Raw genomic sequence first — 24,828 nt, 5'->3', positions numbered from 1 at the left:
ATCATATTTACTCCGGCCAGTAGGCGCCTAGTCTGGCATACCAGAACAGGAGGAAATATGATGTCCGTTGCATATGACTTTGCGCATTCGCCGGCGACCGAGTTCATGGCCCGGCCGCAGCACCTGCTCATCGACGGCCGCCGCGTCCCCGCCAGCTCCGGCCGCACCTTCAAATCCCTCAATCCCGCCACCGGGCAGGTCATCGCCGCCGTCGCCGAGGGTGGCGAGGCCGATGTCGAGCATGCCGTCGCCGCCGCGCGCCGGGCGTTCGAAGGCCCATGGCGGACGATGCGCGCCTCCGAGCGCGGCCAGATCCTGCTGCGCTGGGCGGATCTGCTTAAGGCACACGCCGAAGAAATCATCGAGCTCGAGTCGATCGATGCCGGCAAGCCGATTTCCGCGACGATGCGCCAGGACTTTCCGGCCGCCGTCGACACGCTGATCTACTACGCCGGCTGGGCCGACAAGATCAGCGGCGACGTCGTGCCGGTGCGCGACGATGCCCTGACCTACACCATGCGTGAGCCTGTCGGCGTGGTCGCGGCAATCGTGCCGTGGAATTTCCCGCTGATGATCGGCATGTGGAAGCTTGCACCGGCGCTCGCCTGCGGCTGCACCATCGTGATGAAGCCGGCCGAGCTGACCTCGCTGTCGGCGCTGCGCATCGCCGAGCTCGCGCTCGAAGCCGGACTGCCGGCGGGCGTCGTCAACGTCGTGACGGGACCGGGACGAGTCGTCGGCGATGCGCTGGTTAATCACCCCGATGTCGACAAGGTCACCTTCACCGGCTCGCCCGGCGTGGGGCGCGGAATCATGAAGGGTGCCGCCGGCAACTTCAAGCGCGTCTCACTCGAGCTTGGCGGCAAGTCGGCCAACGTCATCTTTGACGATGCCGATCTTGAAGCAGCGTCGAAGGCGGCGGCCTCCGGCATCTTCTTCAATGCCGGCCAGGTCTGCTCGGCCGGCTCCCGCGTGCTGGTGCAGGAGAAGGCCTATGACGAGGTGGTCGAGCGACTGGCTGCGCGCGCGAAATCGCTCAGGATCGGCGATCCGCTCGACCGCAAGACGGCGCTCGGCCCCGTCATCTCCGAGAAGCAAATGAAGTCGATCCTCGACTACGTCGATATCGGCCGGAAGGAGGGCGCGACCCTCGTCACCGGCGGGACGCGGGTCGGGGAGCGCGGCCACTTCATCAGCCCGACGGTGTTCGCAAACGTCGAGCACGAGATGCGGGTCTCCCAGGAGGAAATTTTTGGCCCCGTCGTCAGCGTCATCAAGTTCAGGGACGAGGCAGATGCCCTGCGGATCGCCAACGGCACCGCCTACAGCCTCGCCGCGGGCGTCTGGAGCCGTGACATCGGCAAGCTGCAGCGCTTCGCCAAGCGGGCGCGCGCGGGCACGGTCTGGATGAACACCTATGGCTATACCGACGTGCGCCTGCCCTGGGGCGGCGAGCGCGACTCCGGCCTCGGCCGCGAGCACGGCACCGCGGCGCTCGACAATTTCACCGAGCCCAAGGCTGTCTGGATGAATCTGGCCGTCTGATAACCTCCCGATCGGCCAATCCTGGGCCCGCCTGATCGTCCGGTCAGGCGGGCTCTTTTTCGAGATCGATAAAATTGTCTGCATCCGGCTCAGCAGGCGCAAACCCTCCCGACAAGAAGCGCGGCGCCTTAAACCAGAGCTTTGGAACCGAGCTGCATCCTGCCCGCAACAGGGCAGGGCATCATCATGTCAATCTTCAGGGAGATCGTCGTCGCGGTTGCGGGAGTGTACGCGCTCCTGTTCGCCTGCGACGCGGTGTTCGGCGTCGGCGAGGCGCGCTTCGACGACGCCTATTACAGCGCCAGCTTCTACGCACCCAAGCCGAAGGAGTTTCGGTTCGCGAGCGACACGCCGCCGGCGATCCGCGTCAGCGAAGCGTTCGCGCAGTTTGCGCCAAGCGACGCCAAGCCGACCAGGCGCTACTCGGCGCTGACGACGATCATCCGCTGACGCAGTCTCACTCGCCCTGAAGCCATTCCGCGACGCCGCGCCACAGCGTGTCGCGGTGCGCGGGGCGGAAGAAGCCGAAATGGCCGATAGCCTTGGCGCCGACCTCGGATGGCCTGACCGTCAGCACGTCCGGCTTGATCGCGGTGAAGCCGCCCGTGAGCAGCTCGACCGCGGGCCGCGTCGCCCAGGGATCGTCCGAGAAGCACAGCGCGCGCAGCTCGCCCTTGAACGTCGCGAAATTCTCCAGCGCCGGCAGCTTTGAATCGAACAGATAGCGCGGGCTCCGGACCCACTCGGCCCATTGCAGGAACACGCCCTTGGGCAGATCCTCGCCGATGCCGGCCCAGCCCGGCGCGTAACCGAGCGCGTGGGCCAACGGCACGCCGACAAAATTCATGAAGGCGTAGACGCGGTATTTCTCCGGTGAGGTCATCAGCCGCCAGGTCGCGGCCTGCGAGGCGACGAAGGCGGCGCGGGAGATATCGCTGTTGTTCTCGATCAGCCCGAGCGCCTGGCCGCCGTAGGAATGGCCGACATAGGCAAGGGGCAGGCCATGATAGCGCTCGCGCATCCAGCGCACCGCGGCGGTGACGTCGAGCGCGGCCCAGTCCGACATCGAGGCCTTGAAGCCGACCAGCGATTTCGGCTGGTTGTAGCCGACCATCGCCGGCAGCCGGGAATCGCCGATGCCGCGGTAGTCGTAAGTGAGGACCGCGCAGCCGCGATGGGCGAGGTAGGAGGCAAAGCCGCGGTAGATTTTTCGCGGGACGGCGGTGGCCGAATTGATCAGGACGGCGTGGCGCTTGGTGCCGCGCGGCAGGAACAGGGTGCCGGCCAGCGCATACCCGTCAGTCGCCGGGAAGCTGATCTCGTCGATGAAAACGTCGTCCAGTGCCGCGTCCATGGGCGGAAGGTGTCTTGCCGGTTTCCTCGCTACCCCTAGCAAATGCGAATTCAGCTTTGCCCGCAAGGGTTTGCAATGCGAAACGGATTTACAACTGGCGATGTCGTGCCAGCCTGTGTATAAGGCGGCCCTCGCAACCCCTAGATCAGGTTGTGCTTTTTGCTTCACGGAGAGATTGCGATGTCCGAGCGGTGGACGCCCGAGTCCTGGCGCAGCAAGCCGGTGCTACAGGTGCCCGATTATCCCGACGCCAAGGCCCTGGCCGACGTCGAGGCGCAGCTTGCGACCTTTCCGCCGCTGGTGTTCGCCGGCGAGGCGCGCAATTTGAAGAAGGCGCTGGCCCGTGTCGCGGCCGGCGAGGCCTTCCTGCTCCAGGGCGGCGACTGCGCCGAGAGCTTTGCCGAGCACGGCGCCAACAACATCCGCGACTTCTTCCGCGTGCTGCTGCAGATGGCGGTCGTGTTGACCTATGCCGGCGCGGTGCCGGTGGTGAAGGTCGGCCGTATCGCCGGCCAATTTGCAAAACCGCGGTCGTCGCCGACCGAGAAATTGAACGGCATCGAGCTGCCGAGCTATCGCGGCGACATCGTCAACGACATCGCGTTCACGAAAGAGGCGCGGGTGCCGGATCCGCAGCGCCAGCTGATGGCCTATCGCCAGTCGGCGGCGACGCTGAACCTGCTGCGTGCCTTCGCCACCGGCGGCTACGCCAATCTCGGCAGCGTGCATCAATGGATGCTCGGCTTCCTCAAGGATAGCCCGCAGTCCCGCCGCTACAAGGAATTGGCCGACCGCATTTCGGATGCGCTCAATTTCATGCGCGCCTGCGGCCTCGATCTCGAGGCCCATCCCGAGCTCCGCTCGACCGATTTCTACACCAGCCACGAGGCACTGCTGCTCGGCTACGAGCAGGCCATGACCCGCGTCGATTCCACCACCGGCGACTGGTATGCGACCTCGGGCCACATGATCTGGATCGGCGATCGCACCCGCCAGCTCGATCACGGCCACATCGAATATTTCCGCGGCATCAAGAACCCGATCGGGCTCAAATGCGGCCCGTCGCTGAAGCCCGACGAGCTCCTGAAGCTGATTGACGTGCTCAATCCCGACAACGAGCCGGGCCGGCTGACGCTGATCGGCCGCTTCGGCTCCGACAAGGTCGGCGAGCATCTGCCGAACATGATCCGCGCCGTGAAGCGCGAGGGCAAAGTGGTGGTCTGGTCGTGCGATCCCATGCACGGCAACACCATCACCTCGACGTCGGGCTACAAGACGCGGCCGTTCGACCGCATCCTGTCCGAAGTGAAGTCGTTCTTCGCGATCCACGCCGCCGAAGGCACCCATGCCGGCGGCGTGCATCTGGAGATGACGGGCAAGGACGTCACCGAATGCCTCGGCGGCGCCCGCGCGATCACGGACGAGGATCTCAACGACCGCTACCACACGGTCTGCGATCCGCGCCTCAACGCCGAGCAATCCATCGACATGGCCTTCCTGGTCGCCGAGCTGCTGAAGCAGGAACGTGCCGGCAAGACCAAGCCGATGCCGGCCGCAGCGGGGCTCTAGGACCTTGCTGCGAATCTGGAAGGCCACGATCAATTCCCGCAACGGTCTGGCTTTTGCGTTCCGTTCGGAGCAGGCCATCCGCGAGGAGATATTTGCGCTCCTCCTGTCGCTGCCGCTGGCCTGGTTCATCGGCGCCACAGCGATGCGTGCGGTCGAATTGATTTGTGCGGTCGCGTTCGTGCTGACGGTCGAGCTGCTCAACACCGCGATCGAGAAGCTCGCCGACCGTCTGACCATGGATCACGACAAGCAGATCGGCCGAGTCAAGGACATGGGCTCGGCGGCCGTTGGTGTGGCGCTGCTGATGGCGGGCGCGTTCTGGATCTTCGCCATCGTCGAGCGGCTGGGTTTCGTCTGACGAGAATTGAAAAGGGCCGTCATGACCGAACGTCTCAACGCATTCGCGGTCACGCTCGCCCAGCTCAATCCGACCGTGGGCGACATCGAGGGCAATGCCGCGAAGGTGCGCGCCGCGCGCGCGCAAGCGGCCGGCGACGGCGCCGATCTCGTGCTGTTTCCGGAATTGTTCATTTCTGGCTATCCGCCGGAAGATCTGGTGCAGAAGCCGGCCTTCCAGGCCGCCTGCCGCGTCGCGATCGAAGCGCTCGCCCGTGAGACCGCCGATGGCGGGCCGGCCATGCTGGTCGGCACGCCCTGGGTCGAGGACGGCCGGCTCTACAATGCCTGTGCGCTGCTCGACGGCGGCCGCATCGCCGCGCTCCGCTTCAAGTGCAATCTGCCGAACTACGGCGTGTTCGACGAGAAGCGGTTGTTTGCGCGGGGACCTGCGGCCGGCCCGGTCACGGTGCGCGGCGTGCGCATCGGCGTGCCGATCTGCGAGGACATCTGGCTCGAGGAGTCCGAGGACTACGAGAACGTGGTCGAGACGCTGGCCGAGACCGGCGCCGAGATCATCCTCGTCCCGAACGGCTCGCCTTACGCCCGCGACAAGAGCGACGTGCGGCTGTCGGTGGCGGTCGCGCGCGTCACCGAGAGCGGGCTGCCGCTGGTCTATCTGAACCAGGTTTGCGGGCAGGACGAACTGGTGTTCGACGGCGCCTCTTTCGCGCTCAACGGCGATCTCTCGCTCGCAGCGCAACTGCCGGCGTTCGAGGAAAACGTCACCACGCTCCGCTTCACCAGAAACGGCGACGATTGGCGCTGCACGGGGCCGATCGCGGAGCAGGTCGAGGGCGACAAGGCCGATTACGCCGCCTGCGTGCTGGGCCTGCGCGACTATGTCGGCAAGAACGGTTTTCCCGGCGTGCTGCTCGGCATCTCCGGTGGCATCGATTCCGCGCTGTGCGCGGCGATCGTGGTCGATGCGCTCGGCGCCGACCAGGTGCATGGCGTGATGCTGCCCTATCGCTATACGGCGGCACACTCGATTGCGGATGCCGGCGAACTCGCTGGCCATCTCGGCATCCGCTACGAGGTGTTGCCGATCGCGGAAGCCGTGACCGGGTTCGAGACCATCCTGTCCGGCATCTTCAAGAACCTGCCGCCTGACATCACCGAGGAAAACCTCCAGGCCCGCACCCGCGGCACGCTGCTGATGGCGATCTCCAACAAGACCGGGCTGATGGTGGTGACGACGGGCAACAAGTCGGAGATGTCGGTCGGCTACGCCACGCTCTACGGCGACATGAACGGCGGCTTCAACCCGATCAAGGACATCTACAAGTCGCAGGTGTTTCGGCTGGCGAGCCTGCGTAACGGCTGGAAGCCGGATGGCGCGCTCGGACCTGCAGGCGAGGTCATTCCCCCTGACATCATCACGCGTCCGCCGACGGCGGAGCTGCGCGAGAACCAGACCGATCAGGATTCATTGCCGCCTTACGACGTGCTCGATGCCATCCTCGAACGTCTGGTCGAGCGCGAGGAGCCGCTCGATGCGATCATCGCCGCCGGCTTCGACCACGAGACCGTCACCCGTATCGATCATCTGCTCAACGTCGCCGAATACAAGCGCCGCCAGGCTGCGCCCGGCGTGAAGGTGACACCCAGGAATTTCGGCCGCGACCGCCGCTATCCCATCACCAACCGCTTTCGCGACAAGGGTGAGAGGCTGCCGGCCCCGGACGAGACGCTGGTCTCGCGCGGCAGCAAGGCGTCGATCGACGCGTTCGAGGGGTGAACTCCGTCTTGAGCGGCGGCGAGTGCTATGACGGGGTTGCGAAAAACAGCACCCGTAGGAAGTGCGTGTATTCGGATTCGAGCACCATGATCGACACGAATACCAACACCGCGATCGGCGGCAGCAGGATGGCATAGGCCAGGGCCAGTCGCTCCCAGGCCATGTGCATGAAGACGGCGACGATCAGGCCGGCCTTCAACATCATGAACAGCAGGATCAACGACCACCTCAGATAGCCGTGCAGGCCAAAGAAGTCGACGAGATAGGAGCCCGTGCTGAGGACGAACAGCCAGCCCCAGACCACGAGGTAGAGCTTGATCGGGTGCTGTTGACCCTTGGCGTGAACGGCTCCCGTTGCGACTGCGCCATGCGCCGGAGCGTGGAGCTGTCCTTCCATGTGTACCGCCGCGTTTGTCATGCGCCGACCTCACCAAAGGTAGAAGAATGCAAAGATGAAGACCCACACGAGATCGACGAAGTGCCAGTACAGGCCCATGATCTCGACGATCTCGTAGTACCCCTTGCGGCTCGTGAAGAAGCCGCGCCTCTCGACGTCGAAGTCTCCGCGCCAGACTTTTCGCGCGATCGCGATCAGGAAGATCACGCCGATCGTCACGTGGGTGCCGTGGAAGCCGGTGATCATGAAGAAGCTCGCACCAAACTGCGGCGCACCCCATGGATTGCCCCAAGGCCGAACCCCCTCCATGATCAGCTTGGTCCATTCGAAGGCCTGCATTCCGACGAAGGTTGCGCCGAAGGCTGCGGTGACCAGCATCAGGATTGCGGTTCTCACGCGATCGCGGCGGTAGCCGAAATTGACGGCCATCGCCATCGTTCCGCTGCTGCTGATCAGCACGAAGGTCATGATGGCGATCAGGATCAGGGGGATGTGGTTGCCCCCGATATTGAGGGCGAAGACTTCGCTGGGATTCGGCCACGGCACGGTCGTCGACATGCGCGCCGTCATGTAGGAGAGCAGGAAGCAACTGAAGATGAAGGTGTCGCTGAGGAGGAAGATCCACATCATGGCCTTGCCCCAGGACACGTTCTTGAAGGCGCGCTGATCGGACGCCCAGTCGTCGGCGATGCCGCGCCAGCCTTCAAGCCGCGCAGTCGATTGGCCAGAATGTGTCAGCACGGTCTCAGCCATCTGGACTTGCCTCCCTAGCTCAGCAATCGGCGGCAGATGTCGACGAAATCATCGGTCCAGCCGGTGAGAAGACCGAGCAGGACAAGCCAGACCAGCAGCAGGAAGTGCCAGTAGATGGCGCACAGTTCCACGCTCAATCGCATCTCGGCGATCCCGGCGCCACGCCACATCCTGGCTGAGGTTCGACCCAAGGCCACCAGACCGCCCGTCAGATGCAGCCCGTGTACCGCGGTCAACAGGTAAAAGAAGGAATTCGCCGGATTGGACGCTACGAAATATCCGGCAGCCCCGAGCCGTTGCCAGGCCAGCAGCTGTCCGGCGAGGAAGATCACGGCAGATGCTCCGCCAGCGAGCAGACCGATCATGACGCTCTCAGTGTCCTGTCGCCGAGCAGCCACGTACGCCCATTGCAGCGCGACGCTGCTCAGGACCAGGACGCCCGTGTTGACCCACAGCAGCCGCGGTATCGGCATCGGCCGCCAGTCCACCACGCTCATGCGCATCGAGTAGGCGCTGATGAAGAGGACGAACAGTGCGCTCGCGACAGCGAGAAACACGCCAAGTCCGACCTTTGCCGCCGGCCAGGTCATGGCATCGCCGCCGGGGAAGTCACCGACCGGGCCTTCCTCCAGCCAGGGCTTGGCCGTCAGCCGCTGCTGCGACAGCCACCATCCGGCGATCACCGCAAGCACAGCCAGGAACAGAATGATGGCGCTCACAAAGCAGCTCCCTGAACGAGCTGCGTCGCGCGTGGCGGCTGGTTCTGCGGAATGAAGTCCTCCGCGGCGCCAGGCACACTGTAATCATAGGCCCAGCGGTACACGATCGGGAGCTCCTTGCCCCAGTTGCCGTGTCCCGGAGGCGTCTCCGGCGTTTGCCACTCCAGCGTCGTTGCCCGCCACGGATTGCCGCCTGAGGCCTCACCCTTGAACAAGCTCCAGGCGAGATTGAACAGGAACACCATCTGGCTGAAGCCGACGGTCAAGGCCACCACGGAGATGAAGGCGTTCAGTGAATGGGCCGAGGAGGGGATGAACGACGTGTCCCCGAGCTCGAAATACCGGCGTGGAACCCCGAGCAGTCCGAGATAGTGCATCGGGAAGAAGATCAGGTAGGCGCCCAGGAAGGTGACCCAGAAGTGAAACTTGCCGAGGGCGTCGTTCAGCATCCGCCCCGTCACCTTTGGGTACCAATGATAGATCGCGCCGAGCACGACCATGATCGGCGCCACGCCCATCACCATGTGGAAATGCGCGACAACGAACATGGTATCCGAGAGGGGCACGTCCACGACGACGTTGCCGAGGAAGAGGCCGGTGAGCCCGCCGTTCACGAAGGTGATGATGAAGCCGAGGGCGAACAGCATCGGCACCCTGAGATGAATGTCGCCGCGCCACAGGGTCAGCACCCAGTTGTAGACCTTGATCGCGGTGGGGATGGCGATGATAAGCGTCGTGGTGGCGAAGAAGTATCCGAATTGCGGGAACATGCCGCTCACATACATGTGGTGCGCCCAGACGATGAAGCTGAGCGCGCCGATCGCCACGATCGCCCAGACCATCATGCGGTAGCCGAAGATGTTCTTGCGCGCATGCGTGCTGATCAGATCGGAGACGATGCCGAAGGCGGGCAGGGCGACGATGTAGACCTCGGGATGGCCGAAGAACCAGAACAGGTGCTGGAAGAGCAGCGGGCTGCCGCCGCCATGCTTCGACAGTTGTCCCATCTCTACGAGAGACGGCATGAAGAAGCTGGTTCCCAGGAGACGGTCGAGCAGCAGCATGACCGAGGCAACGAAGAGGGCAGGGAATGCCAGCAGCGCCATGACGGTCGCCGTGAAGATGCCCCACACCGTCAGGGGCAGGCGCATCAGCGTCATGCCGCGGGTACGCGCCTGCAGCACCGTCACCACGTAATTCAGCCCGCCCATGGTGAAGCCGATGATGAACAGGATCAGGGACGACATCATGAGAATGATGCCCCAATCCTGCCCGGGTGTTCCGGAGAGGATTGCCTGCGGCGGGTAGAGCGTCCAGCCGGCGCCGGTGGGACCGCCGGGCACGAAGAACGTCGAGGCCAGCACCAGGACCGCGAGCAGGTAGACCCAGTAGCTCAGCATGTTCACATAAGGGAAGACCATGTCCCGGGCGCCGACCATCAGCGGGATCAGGTAGTTGCCGAAGCCGCCGAGGAACAATGCGGTGAGCAGATAGATCACCATGATCATGCCGTGCATGGTGATGAACTGGAGGTACTGGTTGGCATCGATGAAAGAGAAGGTGCCGGGGAATCCCAGTTGCAGCCGCATCAGCCACGACAGCACCAGGGCCACCAGCCCGATGGCCGTGGCCGTCAGCGAATACTGAATGGCGATCACCTTGGCGTCCTGCGAGAAGACATACCGTGTCCACCAGCTCCTCGGATGATAGAGCTCGACGTCAGGTACTTCGGCAGGCGGAATGCCTTCGATCCCTTCATATGGAATATCGACCATAGAAACCTCCTCGGTCGTTTCCATCGGAAGCGAGGCGTTGGCCTCATGCGCCCGATCTATTTCGTGGCGGCAGCTTGCTCCTTGCCACCGGATTGGTACGTCGCCTTCACGACGGCTTTTGCCGAAGACAATTCGGCAAACGTCTTTTGTTGCTCCAGCCAAGCGTGATATTCACGCTCTTCGTCGACGATGACCTTGGACCGCATCTGATAGTGAGCCGCGCCACAGAGCTCCGCACAGAGAACATCGAACGTTCCGGTCCGGATCGGCGTTATCCAGAAATAGGTCACCATGCCTGGAACCATGTCCATCTTGGCCCGGAATTCGGGCACGTAGAAATCGTGCAGGACATCAACCGAGCGGAGAAGAACCTTGACCGGCTTTCCCAATTGAAGGTGCAGGTCACCGTTCTCGATCACGACGTCGTCCTGCGCGTGTGCGTCGTCGCGATTGAGCCCCATCGGATTGTCGGACGCGATGTTGCGGACATCGGATGTGCCCAGCTGCCCATCCTTGCCCGGAAGGCGGAAGCTCCACTGCCATTGCTGGCCCATGACCTCGACCTCGGTGGCATCCGCAGGCACCGTCACGAACTGGTGCCAGACCACGAGGCCAGGCGCCAGCATGGCCGCGACGCCGACGCCGGTCCCGACGCTCAGCCACCACTCGAGCCTTTTGTTTTCCGGATTGTAGTCAGCCCGTCTTCCCTCTTTGTGGTGAAAGCGGAAGACGCAGTAAGCCATGAAGGCGATGACCGCGACGAAAACGAAGCCCGTGATCCAGAATGTGATGTTGATGGTGTGGTCGATATAGGCCCAGTTCGTGGCGATCGGCGTCCACCACCACGGGCTGTAGATGTGAAACAGCACCGAGCCGATCGCGACCAGAAGCAGTATCAGTGCGACAGCCATCCTGATCCATCCTTGCCATCGAAGGCTACGGATACGAATCCAGGGCGGAGCTCAGTCTGTCGCGATGGCTGGCCTTTCTTGGTTGGCATCTATGCCATCGCCGGCCTTTTGCCTCGCCCATTCCACGGGTCGCGAAATCAAGAGAACGCTTCGCGACCATCAACTAAGGGCGTCTGCGTCTAAAATGATACCGCCCCAATCCGGCGTCAATAGAGCAATGTAGGTGCCCCGACGTGGCGTGGTTGCCGTCGCCGGCAAGCCGACAACGCGTCAGGTGCGCACGTCGGGTCAGGTTGATGCGACGCACAAACCCGTGCTGGTGCACAATTCACCTAACCGTGAGCACAGCCGTGCCCCGCGCGCGCTAAGCTCGCGAGGCAGGTCGCGACGGGTTCCGTCCGGCCAGGCTCGTTTCGCTGAACCTGGGTTGCCGTACCCGACCCATCGCGTTTCCTGCTCGTCAGGCGGACACGCGTGGCTGAAAAGCGCGTGTTATCGACAATCGCGATTTTCAGCACGGGAGGCTCCGTTCATGGCCACTCTGTACTCCCACGACATCATCAGGCGGCACGTCTTCGGCGAAGCGGCCTCCTATCCCATTCGCAAGATCAGCTTGTCGGACCTGACCGAGGCGCTGCGCCTGGGTTGGGAGGATTTCCAGGCGATGCCGAGTCACGCGATCGTCGTGTGCGTGATTTATCCCGTTCTCGGTCTCGTGCTGTTCAGGATGGTTCTCGGCTATTCGGTGTTGCCGCTCCTGTTTCCGCTGGCCGCCGGCTTCGCCTTGATCGGGCCTTTTGCCGCGATCGGTCTCTACGAACTCAGCCGGCGTCGCGAACGTGGCGAGGAGGTCGATGCGTGGGATGCGATCAAGGTGCTGCGCGCACCGTCGTTCGGTGCCATGGTCGAGCTCGGCGTGCTCCTGCTGGTCCTGTTCGGGGCCTGGATCGGTGTCGCAAACGCAATTTATGTCACGATCTTCGGTCACGCGGCGGCTGCAAGCATTCCCGATTTCGCGACGCGCGTGCTGACGACACCGGAAGGCTGGTCGCTCATCGTCGTTGGTTGCGGTGTCGGCTTCCTGTTTGCGGTTGTGGCCTTGTGCGTCAGCGTCGTGTCGTTCCCGTTGATGCTCGACCGGCATGCGACTGCGATCGACGCGATCCGCACGTCGCTCCGAGCGGTGGGAACGAATCCGGTTGCGATGGCCGGATGGGGCCTCATCGTGGCGGCGCTGCTCGTGATCGGCTCGCTACCGCTCTTCGTCGGTCTCGCCGTCGTTCTGCCGGTGCTCGGTCATGCCACCTGGCACCTCTATCGGCGGATGGTCGAGCCCAACCCGAATCCACCGGACGAGCCGCCGCCGCCCCCGAAGGGAAAGCGCTACGCAGCGGACTTTCCGGCCAATCTCTTCCCGTGGAGCCGCGAGGGCGAGCAGTAACTGCGAAACGGCCGCGCCTGGCGGCCGCCTTCGCTGGGCATGATGGGTTAGGCCTACTTCTGCTGCTGCGGCAGGAAGGTCGGGCCGACCGAACGGATCGGCTTGTTCTCTGAACTCGGCGCAGCCGTGCCGCTATCCGCCGGCGGTGTCGCGGCCGGTGCAGCGGCCGTCGTCGGCGCGGGCGCCGCGCCCTTCTTGGTGTTGGCAGGCTGCGGCGCGCCCTTGTTGAGACGCTGCTGCTGCATCTTCCTGGCGCTCTCCTCGGTGACGATGATGTCGCCCTGCTGCTCGACGGTCGCCTTGTCGTCGGCCGATTTGAGCGCATCCGCCCAGGTCTGTCCGGCCGCCTTGCAGGAGCAGGACGGGTTGAACTCGCTGCGGAATTTGAACGCGGTTGGCAGCGCCGTGTAAGGCTGGCCGCCGATGGAGACCGCCGCATTCATGTCCTCGCCGGGATTGCGATGGGTGTAGAGCACGGCTTCCGCGGCCGGGCACAGCGCCTTGCAGGTCTTCTCGTCATCGGGGAAGCGCGCCGGCACCGTGGCGAAGGAGATCGGGAAATAGGCGCCGTCGCAGGTGCGCACGCACACGGTGCGGAAGGTGCCGGATTGCGGGCCGAGATCGGAGGGCGGTACGGCTTGCGGATTGTTCGGGTTGTTGCCGCCGTTGAAGAGGTTGCTCAGGAAGTTGCCGCCGCCCTGCGACTGCGCGGCGTTGGCATATTGCGGACCGCAATTGTTCTGCGCCAGCGCCATCAGCACCGAGCGGCGCTGGTTGTCGCGTTCCGGGCTGAAGCCGCCGGAGCCGCCGCGCAGGCGCTCGAGATTGCCGGTGATCTGGTCCAGATTGGCGCGCATCTGCTGGATCTGGGTGTTGACCGGGCTGCACTGCGCCGACTGGCCGTTGAAAAGCGAGAAGAAGCCGGAGGAGTCGCAGCCCATGCGCTTGGCCTGCATGGTGACGCGGTCGAGCTCGGCCTGCTGCTTGGCCTGGGAATCCTGATAACGGCGAATCTGCTCCTCGCGCGCGGGATCGCCACCGCCGCCGCCACGGTCGAGCGCGGCGAGCTGGCCCTCCAGCCGGGCGCACATTGGATTGGGGCCAAGCCCGTTCTGGCCGGGCTGAGGCGGCGGGCCGGGGGGACCTGCCTGCGCGAAAGCGCCATTGGCGAGCACGACGGTGCCGAGGAGCACGGTGCAGGTAAGAAGGGAGCGGGCACGGGAGAGGGACAAAAATTCAGGCATATCCGCCATTCTAGCGAGGTCACGGCCCGGCATGATCTGGGGGCCGAAGCGCGCCCTCCAATAGCCGCTTCCTGCGGCATCGTCACGTCGTTTCAGGGGCCGAAGACTGGTCCTAAGGTCCGCCAGCTCCGAGGGAATTCAGCGCTGGCAGGTGATTGCGACATATTCGTCGCAACGGCCATGGGAGCAGTTTGCGCCGGTTTTGGGGACAGAGCCGGTAATTTCGTCGGGATCGACCCGGCGATAGCTTGATGCCTGGGCAAAATCCCGTGACTGGCAGTAGGTGCGTGCGACCTGCGCCCCGCATTTGTCGCCCTTGGCCAGGCACTTGTCGACGCCGTAGCCGTCCGCCTGGTTGGCGATGATGAAGACGCGGGTCTCGGCGAATGCGCCGGATGCCGCGACGAGGGAGGCACAAGAGACGAGCGCGAACAGGGATCGCATGGGGGTACCGGGGGCTGGAGACCGCCCGCTCTTAATAAACTCAAAAGGTTAAGGGGAATGGAACCATTGCGGCGGGCCGGCGCGCATTGCGGGCAGAAGACGGCATTTTCGCGGCTCCCTTGACGTCAGGGGTCCTCGTGGCCCATATGTTCCCGCATGAACGGTCTCCTCGCCATTTGCATCATTTGCGAGATTACGAGCTAGCGATTCGCTGGCTGGAGCCGTCTTTTCTCAAACACATTGAGAGCACTGGACGCCCGGCCAACAGCCGACGGGTGTCCCTATGGAATTGCGCCTTTACGATACGCTGACGAAGGAAAAGCGCCCCTTCGTGCCGCTCGATGCGAAGAACGTCCGCATGTATGTCTGCGGACCGACGGTCTACGACTTCGCCCATATCGGCAATGCGCGGCCGGTGATCGTGTTCGACGTGTTGTTTCGGCTGCTGCGCCACACTTACGGCGAGGCGCACGTCAAATATGTCCGCAACATCACCGACGTCGACGACAAGATCAACGACCGTGCCGCGCGCGACTTTCCCGGCCTGCCGCTGAACGAGGCGATCCGCAAGGTCACCGAGCAGACGGGCAAGCAGTTTCACGCCGACGTCGATGCGCTCGGTGCGCTCAGGCCGAGTGTCGAGCCGCGCGCGACCGAGCATATCGCCGAAATGCGCGAGATCATCGAAAGGCTGATTGCCGGCGGCTTCGCCTATGCCGCCGAGGACCACGTGCTGTTCTCGCCGCAGGCGATGAACGCGGCCAACTCCTCGCTGCCGCGCTACGGCGCGCTGTCCAATCGCTCGCTGGACGAGATGATCGCCGGTGCTCGCGTCGATGTCGCGCCCTACAAGAAGGGCAACACCGACTTCGTGCTGTGGAAGCCGTCCAAGCCGGGCGAGCCGTCATGGCCGTCACCGGCCGGTATCAAGGCTGAGGGCCGGCCGGGCTGGCATATCGAGTGCTCGGCCATGGCCTGGAAGCATCTCGGCGAGCATTTCGACATCCATGGCGGCGGCATCGATCTCGTGTTTCCGCATCACGAGAACGAGGTCGCGCAGACCTGCTGCGCGTTCCACCGTGAACGCATGGCGAATTACTGGATGCACAACGGCTTCCTGCAGGTCGAGAGCGAGAAGATGTCGAAGAGCCTCGGCAACTTCATCACGATCCACGAGCTGCTCAAGGACTGGCCGGGCGAGGTGCTGCGCCTGAACATGCTGAAGACGCATTATCGCTCGCCGATCGACTGGACCATGAAGTCGCTGGAGGAGAGCGCCAGGACGCTCGACGACTGGTATCGCGTCGCCGCCGACGTCGTGCCAGGCGAGCCGGCTGCGTCCGTGGTCGAGCCGCTGCTCGACGACCTCAACACGCCGTTGGCGATCGCGGCGCTGCACGGCTTGCGTAGCGAAGCCGCAGCATTGTCGGGTTCGTTGCGGCTGCTCGGCTTCCTCGCCGAGAGTGCAGCGCAATGGGAAAGCCGCAAGCAGCAGGCGAGCGGCGTCGATGCCGCTGAAGTCGAGCGCCTGCTCGCGGAGCGGACGGCTGCGCGTGCGCGGAAAGACTTCAAGGAATCCGACCGCATCCGCGATCTGCTCGCCGCGATGGGCGTTGCGATCAAGGACTCCAAGGACGGAACGACCTGGGAGGTCGCGCGATGAAGCGGCCCGACACGCCGTTTCCGCGGCACTGGCTCTATTACATCGCGCTGAAGATTCTGCTGCTCGGTGCCGCCGTGGCGATCGTGCTGAAACTCTATGGGATGTGGTGAGGACGATGGGACAGACTTTGCCAAAGCCCGCACTTAGGCCGTTCCTGCCCGATGACGTGCCGGTGCTCGCTGCGATCTTCACCGCCAGCATCGAACAGCTGACCGGCGACGACTACAGCGAAGCGCAGCAGCAGGCCTGGATGGAGGCGTCGGAGGACGAGGAGTTCGGCAAGCGGCTCGCCTCCGACCTGACGCTGATCGCGACGCTCGAGGGCTCGCCGGTCGGCTTCGCCTCGCTGCGCGGCGCCGATCACATCCGGATGCTCTACGTGCATCCGGCCGTGGCCGGGCAGGGCATCGCGACCATGCTGGTCGACGCACTGGAGAAGCTCGCCGGCGGCCGCGGCGCCAAGAGCCTTTCGGTCGATGCCAGCGATACCGCGGAGGGCTTCTTCGCCAAGCGCGGCTACACCGCCCAGCAGCGCAACAGCGTCACCATCAATGACGAGTGGCTCGCCAACACCACCATGAAGAAGACGCTTGGAGCTGTGCCATGAGCAAGGAGCGTCTTTATCTGTTCGACACCACGCTGCGCGATGGGGCACAGACCAACGGCGTCGATTTCACGCTGACCGACAAGCAGGTCATCGCGGCGATGCTCGACGACCTCGGCATCGACTATGTCGAGGGCGGCTATCCCGGCGCCAACCCGCTCGATACGGAGTTTTTCGGCTCCAAGCCGAAGCTCAATCACGCGCGCTTTACCGCCTTCGGCATGACGCGCCGGGCAGGGCGATCGGTCTCCAACGATCCCGGCGTCGCGGGCCTTTTGGAAGCCAAGGCCGATGCGATCTGCTTCGTTGCAAAATCCTCCGCCTATCAGGTGCGCGTCGCACTGGAGACAACGAAAGAGGAAAACCTCGCCTCGATCCGCGACAGCGTCGCGGCGGCAAAGGCGGCGGGCCGCGAAGTGATGCTCGACTGCGAGCATTTTTTCGACGGCTACAAGGAAGATGCCGCATTCGCGCTGGCCTGCGCCACGGCTGCCTATGAAGCTGGCGCACGCTGGGTGGTGCTGTGCGACACCAATGGCGGCACCATGCCTGATGAGGTCGAGGCCATCGTCACCGAGGTGACGAAGCACATTCCCGGTGATCACGTCGGCATCCACGCCCATAACGACACCGAGCAGGCGGTGGCGAATTCGCTCGCCGCGGTGCGCGCCGGCGCCCGGCAGATCCAGGGCACGCTCAACGGCCTTGGCGAGCGCTGCGGCAACGCCAATCTCTGCTCGCTGATCCCGACGCTGAAATTGAAGAAGGATTTTGCGAACACCTTTGAGATCGGCGTCACCGCGGAGAAGCTGGCGACGCTGGTGAAGGTGTCACGTACCCTCGACGACATGCTCAACCGCGTGCCGAACCGGCATGCTCCTTACGTCGGCGAGAGCGCCTTCGTCACCAAGACCGGCATCCATGCCTCCGCGGTGCTGAAGGATCCGCAGACCTATGAGCATGTGCTGCCGGAGCTGGTCGGCAACCATCGCAAGGTGCTGGTGTCCGACCAGGCCGGCCGCTCCAACGTCATCGCCGAGCTCGACCGCGCCGGCATTGCCTACGAGAAGAGCGATCCGAAGCTGACGCGCCTCGTCGAGGAGTTGAAGGAGCGCGAGGCACAGGGCTACGCCTACGAATCCGCCAACGCCTCGTTCGATCTTTTGGCGCGCCGCACGCTCGGCAAGGTGCCGCATTATTTCGAGGTCGAGCAGTTCGACGTCAATGTCGAGCAGCGCTACAACGCGCTCGGCGAGCGCGTCACGGTGGCGCTGGCCGTGGTCAAGGTCGATGTCGCGGGCGAGCACCTGATCTCGGCGGCCGAAGGCAACGGCCCCGTCAACGCCCTCGACGTCGCCTTGCGAAAAGACCTCGGCAAGTACCAGAAATACATCGAGGGGCTGACGCTGATCGACTACCGCGTCCGTATCCTCAATGGCGGCACCGGCGCGGTCACGCGCGTGCTGATCGAGAGCGAGGACGAGAATGGCGACCGCTGGACCACGGTCGGCGTCTCCCCGAACATCATCGACGCCTCGTTCCAGGCGCTGATGGATTCGGTGATCTACAAGCTCGTGAAATCGGGTGCGCCGGCGTAGGATGATGACGTAGGGAACGGCGGCGCCACAAGCGCCGTCATCGCGAGCGAAGCGAAGCAATCTAGACTGCCTCGGCGGATAGACTCTGGATTGCTTCGCTTCGCTCGCAATGACGAGGGGGGAGCACGGCATATGATCGACCACATCTCCGTCGGCGTCAGCGATCTCGATCGCTCAGCAAGATTCTACGACGCATCGCTCGCCGCCCTCGGCCTCACGCGCCTCGTCACGCGGCCGCGCACGGTGGGCTTCGGCAAGGCCTATCCGGAGTTCTGGATCAATTTGCGCGAAGGCATGCCGCGTGTCGGGCCGGAGAGCGGCGTGCACGTCTGCCTGCGGGCGAAGACCACGGCCGAGATCGACGCGTTTCACGCCGCCGCGTTGTCCGCCGGCGGCGCGTCCGACGGCGCGCCGGGCCTCCGTCCGCACGATCGCGTGCGCTACTACGCGGCCTTCGTCTTCGATCCCGATGGTAATCGAATCGAGGCGGTGACGTTTCCGCAGGAGTGACTAGAGTTTGCGCGCCACTTCCGGGGCGAGCTGCTTTTCCGCCTCGGCGATCTGTGCCGCGGCCGCTTTCAGCTTCGGCAGGATCTCCTCGACGCGATCGGCCTTGATGATGTCGACCGACAGGCCGGCGCGAATGAACTCGGTCTGGCGCATGTGCGACAGGAGCGAGAACAGCGGCTCCCAGAAATTGTCGATATTGGCGAGCAGCACCGGCTTGGCGTGACGGCCGAGCTGCTTCCAGGTCAGCTGCTCCACCAGCTCCTCCAGCGTGCCGACGCCGCCCGGCAGCGCCACGAAGGCGTCGGAGCGTTCGAACATCAGCCGCTTACGCTCGTGCATGTCGGGGGTGACGATCATCTCCTGCACGCGCGTCAGCGCGTTCTCGCGCATCCGCAGGAATTCGGGGATGATGCCGGTGACGGTGCCGCCGTGATCGAGCACGGAGGTCGCGACCGAGCCCATCAGGCCGAGCGAGCCGCCGCCATAGACCAGGCGGACGTTGTTCTCGGCGAGCGCCTTGCCGAACGCCTTGGCGCCTTCGGTGAAGTGGGGATTGGTTCCGGGACCGGAGCCGCAATAGACACAGACGGTTTTGATCGTGCTCATTGGTGCCATGATGCATTGCAGCGAAGGGGCGTCAAGTCCAATCGGTGATTCGGCCCATCCGGAAATCTACCGGTAAACGGCGACAAACAATCAAAGATTCGCCATCTGGCGGGGTGCGCTGGCATCCGGAAGGCTCTATATGACGGGCGAAAATCGCAAATCGTAACGCTGCCCGCATCCGGCGGGCTGTCAGGCTTTTTGATGGACCAACCTCAATCGCTTCCCGGCGCCGACGTTCCTGATCCTCCCGCCGGGGGGCCGCAGGCCGGGGCCACGCTGATGGGCACGCTGGCGCATCTGTGGCCCTATATCTGGCCGGGCGACCGCTTCGACCTGAAGATGCGGGTGATCTGGTCGATGGTGCTGCTGCTCGCGGCCAAGCTGATCACGCTGACGGTGCCGTTCAGCTTCAAATGGGCGACCGATGCGCTGACCGGCGCCAACACCGCGCCGGTACAGGCTGACAATTGGCACCTCTGGGTGATCGCCTCGCCGTTGCTGCTGACCGCCAGCTACGGCGTGATGCGCATCCTGATGGCGGTGCTGACGCAATGGCGCGACGGCATTTTTGCCCGCGTCGCCATGCACGCGGTGCGCAAGCTCGCCACCATCACCTTCGTCCACATGCACGAGCTGTCGCTGCGCTTTCATCTGGAGCGCAAGACCGGCGGCCTGACGCGGGTGCTCGAGCGCGGCCGCGAGGGCATCGAGGTCATCGTGCGCATGGTGATCCTGCAACTGATCCCGACCATCGTCGAGGTCTCGCTGCTGATGGCCGTGCTGCTCTGGCAGTTCGACTGGCGCTACGTGGTCGCAACCCTGATCACGGTCACGGTCTACATGTACTACACCTACATCGCGACCGAGTGGCGGATCGGCATCCGCCGCAAGATGAACGATTCCGACACCGAGGCGAACACCAAGGCGATCGACTCGCTGCTCAACTACGAGACCGTGAAGTATTTCAGCGCCGAGACCCGCGAGGCGCAGCGCTACGATCGCTCCGTGGCGCGCTACGAGGAGTCGAGCATCCAGGCCTACACCTCGCTCGCCGTGCTCAACACCGGCCAGGCCGTGATCTTCACGCTGGGTCTGACCGCGACCATGCTGATGTGCGCGATCGGCATCCGCAACGGCACCAACACGGTCGGCGATTTCGTGCTGGTCAACGCCATGATGATCCAGCTCTACCAGCCACTGAACTTCATGGGCATGGTCTATCGCGAGATCAAGCAGGCGATCATCGACATCGAGAAGATGTTTGGCGTGCTGGGGCGCGAGGCCGAGATCAAGGACGCGCCCGACGCGAAGCCGCTGGTGGTCTCGGCCGGCACGGTGCGCTTCGAGGACGTGCGCTTTGCCTACGAGCCGTCGCGTCCGATCCTCAAGGGCATCAGCTTCGAGGTGCCGGCCGGCAAGACGGTCGCGATCGTCGGCCCGTCGGGCGCGGGCAAGTCGACGATGTCGCGGCTTCTGTTCCGCCTTTACGACATCTCGGGCGGCAAAATCCTGATCGACGGCCAGGATATTCGCGAGGTCACCCAGGCCAGCTTGCGCGCCTCGATCGGCATGGTGCCGCAGGACACCGTGCTGTTCAACGACACCATCCGCTACAACATCCGCTACGGCCGCTGGGACGCCAGCGATGCCGAGGTCGAGGAGGCGGCGCGGCTGGCGCAGATCGACCATTTTATCCGCATGTCGCCGAAAGGCTACGAGACCCAGGTCGGCGAGCGCGGCCTGAAACTATCGGGCGGCGAGAAGCAGCGCGTCGCGATCGCGCGCACAGTCTTGAAGGCGCCGCCGATCCTGGTGCTGGACGAGGCGACCTCGGCGCTGGACACCCACACCGAGCACGAGATCCAGGGCGCGCTCGAGCGCGTGGCGAAGAACCGCACCTCGCTGGTGATCGCGCACCGGCTCTCCACCATCGTCGGCGCCGACGAGATCATCGTGCTGGACCAGGGCCGGATCGCCGAACGCGGCACCCACGCAAGGCTGCTCGCACTGGGCGGCCTCTATGCCAGCATGTGGAACAGGCAGCGCGAGGCCGAGGCGGCGCGCGAGAAGCTGGCCCAGATGGCCGACTCTGGCGAGGCTCCCAACCGGGAGCCGCCGCCGGTCCGGGACGCCCTGACGACGCCTGCGGCGGCGGAGTGACCTTGTCTCCGGTCCCAACTCTGGCCTAAACAACCGCGCGGGGCACCCCGCGTGCCATAAACTCCTAGGCGGCAGATAGCGATGTCCATTCTCGATTCGATCCAGCGTCAGATCCCGCCGATCCACAAGGAGGGCTATCCCTTCATCGGCGGCTTTGCGCTGGCAAGCCTGATCCTGTTCTGGCTGTGGTCGCCTTTGGGATGGATCGGCACGATCCTGACCGTGTGGTGCGCGCTGTTTTTCCGCGACCCCGTGCGGGTCACGCCGGTGCGCGAGGGTCTTGTCGTGTCGCCGGCCGACGGCCGCGTCTCGATGATCACCATGGCGCTGCCGCCGGCCGAGCTCGGGCTCGGCGACCGGCCGCTGCCGCGCATCTCGGTGTTCATGAGCGTGTTCAACTGCCACGTGAATCGCGCCCCCGTAGCGGGCAGGGTGGACCGCATCGCCTACCGGCCCGGCCTGTTCATCAATGCCGAGCTAGACAAGGCGAGCGAGGACAATGAGCGCAACTCGCTGGTGATCTCGACGCCGACGGCGCGGATCGGCGTGGTCCAGATCGCAGGCCTCGTCGCCAAGCGCATCGTCTGCTTCGTCAGGGAAGGCCAGGCGATCGGCGCCGGCGAGCGCTTCGGCCTGATCCGCTTCGGCTCGCGGCTCGACGTCTACCTGCCGGTCGGCAGTAAGGCGCTGGTCTCGGAAGGGCAGACCGCGATCGCCGGCGAGACCATTTTGGCCGACCTTGCCGGCGACGACCCGAGCCGCGCCTTCCGCGCCAATTAACCAAAGTCGGTTCCTTGCGGGCCTTCCGCCGCAATGGCGGAGGGGAACGGGGCTTGCTATATCTCGCCCTAAGATAAGGACGAGCCATGACGCCCTATGACGTGAGAGATCCCGATGTCCGCCGCCGGCGGTTCCGCCCCATTCCGGTGCGGATGCTGGTGCCCAACGTCATCACGCTGCTGGCGATCTGCGCCGGCCTGACCTCGATCCGCCTGTCGATCGAGGGGCGGATGTCGCTCGCCGTCTACGCCATCGTGTTCGCGGCCGCGCTCGACGGCATCGACGGCCGCATCGCGCGCATGATCAAGGGCCAGTCCAAGTTCGGCGCCGAGCTCGACAGCCTTGCCGACTTCGTCAATTTCGGCGTCGCGCCCGGCCTGATGCTGTATTTCTGGCAATTGCACGAGCTCGGCAATGCCGGCTGGATCGCCGCGATGGTGTTCGCGATCTCCGGCGGCCTCCGTTTGGCGCGCTTCAACGCCACCATGGACGATCCGAATAAGCCGGCCTTCGCCGCCAATTTCTTCACCGGCGTGCCGGCGCCGGCCGGCGCGATCACGGTGCTGCTGCCGATCTATGTCGCCTTCCTCGATCTCGGCCGGCTGCCCGCAGCGGTGACGGCGGCCTATACGCTGGTGATCGCCTTCCTGATGGTGTCGCGCCTGCCGGTGTTCTCCGGCAAGACCAAGCGCATGCGCGTGCCGCCCGAGCTGGTGCTGCCGGCCTTCGTCGCGGTGATCGTGTTCATCGCGCTCCTGATTGCCTATCCCTGGCACGTGCTGTCGATCGGCACGGTGCTGTATCTTCTCGCTCTGCCGCTCGGCTACAAATCCTATCGCGACCAGGCGCGCGCGATGGAAGCCACCGCACCTGTGGGAGGCGAGGTCCCGTCGCCGCCGTCGGCGCCGACACTGGCGAATTTGTCGGAGCCGCCGCACGACGACGACCGGCCCGGACGGCTGCACTGAGCGGCCCCGCGCGGATATCTGCCATGAGGCCCTCTGAGTTGGGTTGAGGCCCGATCTCGGCTATATCGCCCTGTGCCGGCGGCATCGCGCCAACAGCGACCGCCAATCTGGGAGAGAACGCCGTGACTGATAAAGCGACCGGGCCGCTGCCCGCCTCCGTCCTCGAAGCGCTGGGCCGCTACGACACCCCGACGATCTGCAACGCCATGGAGATCGTGGCGCCCGAGCGCCGGCTGATCGGCTACACCACCAAGCAACTGGTCTGCCCGTTTCCCGATCTGCCGCCGATCGTCGGCTATGCCCGCACGGTCGCAATTCGCTCGGTGCTGAAGTCCTCGCTTGCACCTGAAGAGCAGTCGAAGCGCCGCATCGAATATTACGAATATGTCGGCACCGGGCACGGTCCGCGCATCTCGGTGATCCAGGACATCGACGGTCCTGATGTCGGCTATGGCGCGTTCTGGGGCGAGGTGCAGAGCAACGTGCACAAGGCGCTTGGCTGCCTCGGGGTCATCACCGACGGCTCGATCCGCGACATCCCGCAATGGGCTCCTGGCTTCCAGGCGCTCGCCGGCTCGATCGGCCCGTCGCATGCCTGGGTGCATGCCGAGAGCTTTGGCGGCGAGGTTCGCGTCGCCGGCATGACCGTGAAGTCCGACGACCTCATCCATGCCGACCAGCACGGTGCCATCGTGATCCCGCTCGACATTGCGGCAAAGCTGCCCGAAGCGGCCGAGCTCTGCGGTCGCCGCGAGACGCCGATCCTCGAGATCGCGCGCAGCCCCGACTTCTCGCTGGAGAAGCTGAAGGCCGCACTGAAGCGCTCGGCGGAGATTCACTAAGCTTTGGGGGGAGGAGGCTCGCACTCTGCCGCAGTCAGGGCAGAGATGAACTCCGCCGTGCCCTGATGATGCGGCCATCGCTTGACATTCCGCTGGTCCGAATCCGGCAATAGCAGGCATCAAGCCGATGCCAGCTCCCGCCGGCCGCTTGGGCATAAGAGAAAGACGTCATCGGAGATGCCGGCCTCGTGAGGCCGGCATTGAGCATGGCATTCCGGGGCGAAGGCGACTAACCGCCGGGGCCGGTGTTATACTTCGAGGTGGTAGTCGGCCACGCGCCGCCCGAAACCGTGTCGAGTTGATCATCCGGCAGCGCATCACTCAGCGCTGCGACCGGCGCCTTCGCCTGTGCGGGATCGCCGGGTTTGACAGTCTCTTGATGTGCCGCACCTGCCTCGGACGTCTTTTCGACCATTTGCAGCTCCTTTGAAACCAGTCTGGTTGCTGTGACGGATGTGCCGCCGCAATCGATAGGTCCGAGCTGGCGAGAGAAGGTTCAAGGTCCCGCCTGGCACGCGAGCATTCTTGCTTGCCGATCAGCCCACGAGGTCATCACGTCCGAGTGATTTTAGCTTGTGGTCGTTCAAACTCAAGCAAAGGTTGCGGTACCCCAGGTCCGTGAAGTCCGATGGTCTCACCGGCAAGGTGCAGTCGTGATCCCACTCGACGTGGCCACAAAGCTGCCCGAGGCCGACGAACTCTGCGATCGCCGGAAGATGCCGACCCGGGATCGCCCGCAGCCCCGATTTCTCGCTGGAGAAGCCGAAGGTCGCGCTGAAGCGCTCGGCGGAGATCCACCAAGCGCGAC

24 protein-coding genes and 1 pseudogene are annotated in these 24,828 nt (G+C 64.4%); 15 read left to right on the top strand and 10 right to left on the bottom strand.

Translation table 11 applies throughout. The annotated features are described in order from the left end of the window. Nucleotides 1-60: 60 nt before the first annotated feature. Both QA649_RS28590 and QA649_RS28585 read left to right on the top strand, forming a co-directional pair. Nucleotides 61-1,545 (top strand): aldehyde dehydrogenase family protein, encoded by a 1,485-nt coding sequence (locus QA649_RS28590; protein WP_283026121.1) that lies wholly within the window; start codon nt 61-63, stop codon nt 1,543-1,545. 186 nt (nt 1,546-1,731) lie between these two features. Continuing rightward, the gene (locus tag QA649_RS28585) at nt 1,732-1,995 is read left to right on the top strand and encodes a hypothetical protein (protein WP_283020117.1); all 264 of its coding nucleotides are present in this window, start codon (nt 1,732-1,734) and stop codon (nt 1,993-1,995) included. Between the two features lie 7 nt (nt 1,996-2,002). On the opposite strand, the gene QA649_RS28580 is transcribed toward QA649_RS28585, so the two are convergent. Continuing rightward, nucleotides 2,003-2,899 (bottom strand): alpha/beta fold hydrolase, encoded by an 897-nt coding sequence (locus QA649_RS28580; protein WP_283020116.1) that lies wholly within the window; start codon nt 2,897-2,899, stop codon nt 2,003-2,005. A 180-nt stretch (nt 2,900-3,079) separates the two neighbouring features. Here QA649_RS28580 and QA649_RS28575 point away from each other — a divergent pair, with 180 nt between their 5' ends. Genes QA649_RS28575 through QA649_RS28565 form a run of 3 tightly spaced genes read left to right on the top strand, consistent with a single transcriptional unit; the run spans nt 3,080 to nt 6,605 of the window. Continuing rightward, nucleotides 3,080-4,468 carry a 3-deoxy-7-phosphoheptulonate synthase class II gene (locus QA649_RS28575; RefSeq protein WP_283020115.1) on the top strand — a complete coding sequence of 463 codons (1,389 nt, stop codon included), beginning with the start codon at nt 3,080-3,082 and terminating at the stop codon, nt 4,466-4,468. A 4-nt stretch (nt 4,469-4,472) separates the two neighbouring features. Then, on the top strand, nt 4,473-4,826 hold the full coding sequence (locus tag QA649_RS28570; RefSeq protein ID WP_018645520.1) for a diacylglycerol kinase: 354 nt from the start codon (nt 4,473-4,475) through the stop codon (nt 4,824-4,826). 21 nt (nt 4,827-4,847) lie between these two features. Continuing rightward, a complete protein-coding gene (locus QA649_RS28565; RefSeq protein WP_283020114.1) occupies nt 4,848-6,605 on the top strand; it encodes an NAD+ synthase in 1,758 nt (585 codons plus the stop codon). 25 nt (nt 6,606-6,630) lie between these two features. On the opposite strand, the gene QA649_RS28560 is transcribed toward QA649_RS28565, so the two are convergent. Genes QA649_RS28560 through QA649_RS28540 form a run of 5 tightly spaced genes read right to left on the bottom strand, consistent with a single transcriptional unit; the run spans nt 6,631 to nt 11,160 of the window. Further along, nucleotides 6,631-7,023 (bottom strand): cytochrome C oxidase subunit IV family protein, encoded by a 393-nt coding sequence (locus QA649_RS28560; RefSeq protein WP_283020113.1) that lies wholly within the window; start codon nt 7,021-7,023, stop codon nt 6,631-6,633. Nucleotides 7,024-7,032: 9 nt separating this feature from the next. Then, a complete protein-coding gene (locus QA649_RS28555; RefSeq protein WP_283020112.1) occupies nt 7,033-7,755 on the bottom strand; it encodes a heme-copper oxidase subunit III family protein in 723 nt (240 codons plus the stop codon). Nucleotides 7,756-7,769: 14 nt separating this feature from the next. Beyond that, on the bottom strand, nt 7,770-8,474 hold the full coding sequence (locus QA649_RS28550) for a cytochrome c oxidase subunit 3 (RefSeq protein ID WP_283020111.1): 705 nt from the start codon (nt 8,472-8,474) through the stop codon (nt 7,770-7,772). Continuing rightward, complete coding sequence (locus tag QA649_RS28545; RefSeq protein ID WP_283020110.1) at nt 8,471-10,249, bottom strand: cbb3-type cytochrome c oxidase subunit I; 1,779 nt, start codon at nt 10,247-10,249, stop codon at nt 8,471-8,473. The genes QA649_RS28550 and QA649_RS28545 overlap by 4 nt, the downstream gene beginning before the upstream one ends. A gap of 56 nt (nt 10,250-10,305) precedes the next feature. Next, nucleotides 10,306-11,160 carry a cytochrome c oxidase subunit II gene (locus QA649_RS28540; protein ID WP_283020109.1) on the bottom strand — a complete coding sequence of 285 codons (855 nt, stop codon included), beginning with the start codon at nt 11,158-11,160 and terminating at the stop codon, nt 10,306-10,308. A 532-nt stretch (nt 11,161-11,692) separates the two neighbouring features. On the opposite strand from QA649_RS28540, the gene QA649_RS28535 reads away from it, so the two are divergent. Then, nucleotides 11,693-12,601: a DUF2189 domain-containing protein gene (locus QA649_RS28535; protein WP_283020108.1), complete on the top strand. Its 909-nt coding sequence runs from the start codon at nt 11,693-11,695 to the stop codon at nt 12,599-12,601. A gap of 53 nt (nt 12,602-12,654) precedes the next feature. On the opposite strand, the gene QA649_RS28530 is transcribed toward QA649_RS28535, so the two are convergent. Continuing rightward, nucleotides 12,655-13,854, bottom strand: coding sequence for a DUF2865 domain-containing protein (locus tag QA649_RS28530; protein WP_283020107.1), 1,200 nt, complete (start codon nt 13,852-13,854; stop codon nt 12,655-12,657). Between the two features lie 129 nt (nt 13,855-13,983). Next, entirely contained in the window at nt 13,984-14,289 is a 306-nt protein-coding gene (locus QA649_RS28525; protein WP_283020106.1) for a hypothetical protein, read from the bottom strand. A 283-nt stretch (nt 14,290-14,572) separates the two neighbouring features. Between QA649_RS28525 and cysS the strand changes: the two genes are divergently transcribed. The 4 genes from cysS to QA649_RS28505 all read left to right on the top strand — a co-directional run bounded on the left by cysS (nt 14,573) and on the right by QA649_RS28505 (nt 18,664). Further along, entirely contained in the window at nt 14,573-15,952 is a 1,380-nt protein-coding gene (cysS, locus tag QA649_RS28520) for a cysteine--tRNA ligase (protein WP_283020105.1), read from the top strand. 115 nt (nt 15,953-16,067) lie between these two features. Further along, nucleotides 16,068-16,559, top strand: a complete 492-nt coding sequence (locus tag QA649_RS28515; RefSeq protein ID WP_283020104.1) for a GNAT family N-acetyltransferase — start codon at nt 16,068-16,070, stop codon at nt 16,557-16,559. After that, nucleotides 16,556-18,154, top strand: coding sequence for a citramalate synthase (gene cimA / locus QA649_RS28510; protein WP_283020103.1), 1,599 nt, complete (start codon nt 16,556-16,558; stop codon nt 18,152-18,154). The genes QA649_RS28515 and cimA overlap by 4 nt, the downstream gene beginning before the upstream one ends. A 132-nt stretch (nt 18,155-18,286) precedes the next feature. Further along, nucleotides 18,287-18,664 (top strand): VOC family protein, encoded by a 378-nt coding sequence (locus tag QA649_RS28505; protein WP_283020102.1) that lies wholly within the window; start codon nt 18,287-18,289, stop codon nt 18,662-18,664. Here the strand turns inward: QA649_RS28505 and QA649_RS28500 are convergent, their stop codons facing one another. Beyond that, on the bottom strand, nt 18,665-19,270 hold the full coding sequence (locus QA649_RS28500; protein WP_283020101.1) for a TIGR00730 family Rossman fold protein: 606 nt from the start codon (nt 19,268-19,270) through the stop codon (nt 18,665-18,667). It abuts the gene before it with no gap. 201 nt (nt 19,271-19,471) lie between these two features. Between QA649_RS28500 and QA649_RS28495 the strand changes: the two genes are divergently transcribed. From QA649_RS28495 to QA649_RS28480, 4 genes are all read left to right on the top strand, one after another. Beyond that, nucleotides 19,472-21,430, top strand: coding sequence for an ABC transporter ATP-binding protein/permease (locus tag QA649_RS28495; protein WP_283020100.1), 1,959 nt, complete (start codon nt 19,472-19,474; stop codon nt 21,428-21,430). An 81-nt stretch (nt 21,431-21,511) separates the two neighbouring features. Beyond that, a complete protein-coding gene (locus QA649_RS28490) occupies nt 21,512-22,210 on the top strand; it encodes a phosphatidylserine decarboxylase (RefSeq protein ID WP_018645537.1) in 699 nt (232 codons plus the stop codon). A gap of 86 nt (nt 22,211-22,296) precedes the next feature. Beyond that, complete coding sequence (locus QA649_RS28485; protein ID WP_283020099.1) at nt 22,297-23,178, top strand: phosphatidylcholine/phosphatidylserine synthase; 882 nt, start codon at nt 22,297-22,299, stop codon at nt 23,176-23,178. A 122-nt stretch (nt 23,179-23,300) separates the two neighbouring features. Beyond that, nucleotides 23,301-24,020 carry an RraA family protein gene (locus QA649_RS28480; protein ID WP_283020098.1) on the top strand — a complete coding sequence of 240 codons (720 nt, stop codon included), beginning with the start codon at nt 23,301-23,303 and terminating at the stop codon, nt 24,018-24,020. Nucleotides 24,021-24,249: 229 nt separating this feature from the next. On the opposite strand, the gene QA649_RS28475 is transcribed toward QA649_RS28480, so the two are convergent. Further along, the gene (locus QA649_RS28475; protein ID WP_283020097.1) at nt 24,250-24,435 is read right to left on the bottom strand and encodes a hypothetical protein; all 186 of its coding nucleotides are present in this window, start codon (nt 24,433-24,435) and stop codon (nt 24,250-24,252) included. A 223-nt stretch (nt 24,436-24,658) separates the two neighbouring features. Between QA649_RS28475 and QA649_RS28470 the strand changes: the two are divergent. After that, nucleotides 24,659-24,818 (top strand): annotated as a pseudogene (locus tag QA649_RS28470) (RraA family protein); the annotation flags it as partial. Nucleotides 24,819-24,828: the final 10 nt, after the last annotated feature.

Origin of the sequence: Bradyrhizobium sp. CB1717, assembly GCF_029714325.1 — a bacterium.
In the GTDB taxonomy this organism is placed as follows: Bacteria; Pseudomonadota; Alphaproteobacteria; order Rhizobiales; family Xanthobacteraceae; genus Bradyrhizobium.
Note: the sequence above shows the minus strand (reverse complement) of the source record. Positions and strands in the feature narration are given on the sequence as shown.

Coding starts and splice junctions, on each gene's coding strand:
- QA649_RS28590 (WP_283026121.1), top strand. CDS start 61: ATGTCCGTTGCATATGACTTTGCGCATTCGCCGGCGACCGAGTTCATG.
- QA649_RS28585 (WP_283020117.1), top strand. CDS start 1,732: ATGTCAATCTTCAGGGAGATCGTCGTCGCGGTTGCGGGAGTGTACGCG.
- QA649_RS28580 (WP_283020116.1), bottom strand. CDS start 2,899: ATGGACGCGGCACTGGACGACGTTTTCATCGACGAGATCAGCTTCCCG.
- QA649_RS28575 (WP_283020115.1), top strand. CDS start 3,080: ATGTCCGAGCGGTGGACGCCCGAGTCCTGGCGCAGCAAGCCGGTGCTA.
- QA649_RS28565 (WP_283020114.1), top strand. CDS start 4,848: ATGACCGAACGTCTCAACGCATTCGCGGTCACGCTCGCCCAGCTCAAT.
- QA649_RS28560 (WP_283020113.1), bottom strand. CDS start 7,023: ATGACAAACGCGGCGGTACACATGGAAGGACAGCTCCACGCTCCGGCG.
- QA649_RS28555 (WP_283020112.1), bottom strand. CDS start 7,755: ATGGCTGAGACCGTGCTGACACATTCTGGCCAATCGACTGCGCGGCTT.
- QA649_RS28545 (WP_283020110.1), bottom strand. CDS start 10,249: ATGGTCGATATTCCATATGAAGGGATCGAAGGCATTCCGCCTGCCGAA.
- QA649_RS28540 (WP_283020109.1), bottom strand. CDS start 11,160: ATGGCTGTCGCACTGATACTGCTTCTGGTCGCGATCGGCTCGGTGCTG.
- QA649_RS28535 (WP_283020108.1), top strand. CDS start 11,693: ATGGCCACTCTGTACTCCCACGACATCATCAGGCGGCACGTCTTCGGC.
- QA649_RS28530 (WP_283020107.1), bottom strand. CDS start 13,854: ATGGCGGATATGCCTGAATTTTTGTCCCTCTCCCGTGCCCGCTCCCTT.
- QA649_RS28525 (WP_283020106.1), bottom strand. CDS start 14,289: ATGCGATCCCTGTTCGCGCTCGTCTCTTGTGCCTCCCTCGTCGCGGCA.
- cysS (WP_283020105.1), top strand. CDS start 14,573: ATGGAATTGCGCCTTTACGATACGCTGACGAAGGAAAAGCGCCCCTTC.
- QA649_RS28515 (WP_283020104.1), top strand. CDS start 16,068: ATGGGACAGACTTTGCCAAAGCCCGCACTTAGGCCGTTCCTGCCCGAT.
- cimA (WP_283020103.1), top strand. CDS start 16,556: ATGAGCAAGGAGCGTCTTTATCTGTTCGACACCACGCTGCGCGATGGG.
- QA649_RS28505 (WP_283020102.1), top strand. CDS start 18,287: ATGATCGACCACATCTCCGTCGGCGTCAGCGATCTCGATCGCTCAGCA.
- QA649_RS28500 (WP_283020101.1), bottom strand. CDS start 19,270: ATGAGCACGATCAAAACCGTCTGTGTCTATTGCGGCTCCGGTCCCGGA.
- QA649_RS28495 (WP_283020100.1), top strand. CDS start 19,472: ATGGACCAACCTCAATCGCTTCCCGGCGCCGACGTTCCTGATCCTCCC.
- QA649_RS28490 (WP_018645537.1), top strand. CDS start 21,512: ATGTCCATTCTCGATTCGATCCAGCGTCAGATCCCGCCGATCCACAAG.
- QA649_RS28485 (WP_283020099.1), top strand. CDS start 22,297: ATGACGCCCTATGACGTGAGAGATCCCGATGTCCGCCGCCGGCGGTTC.
- QA649_RS28475 (WP_283020097.1), bottom strand. CDS start 24,435: ATGGTCGAAAAGACGTCCGAGGCAGGTGCGGCACATCAAGAGACTGTC.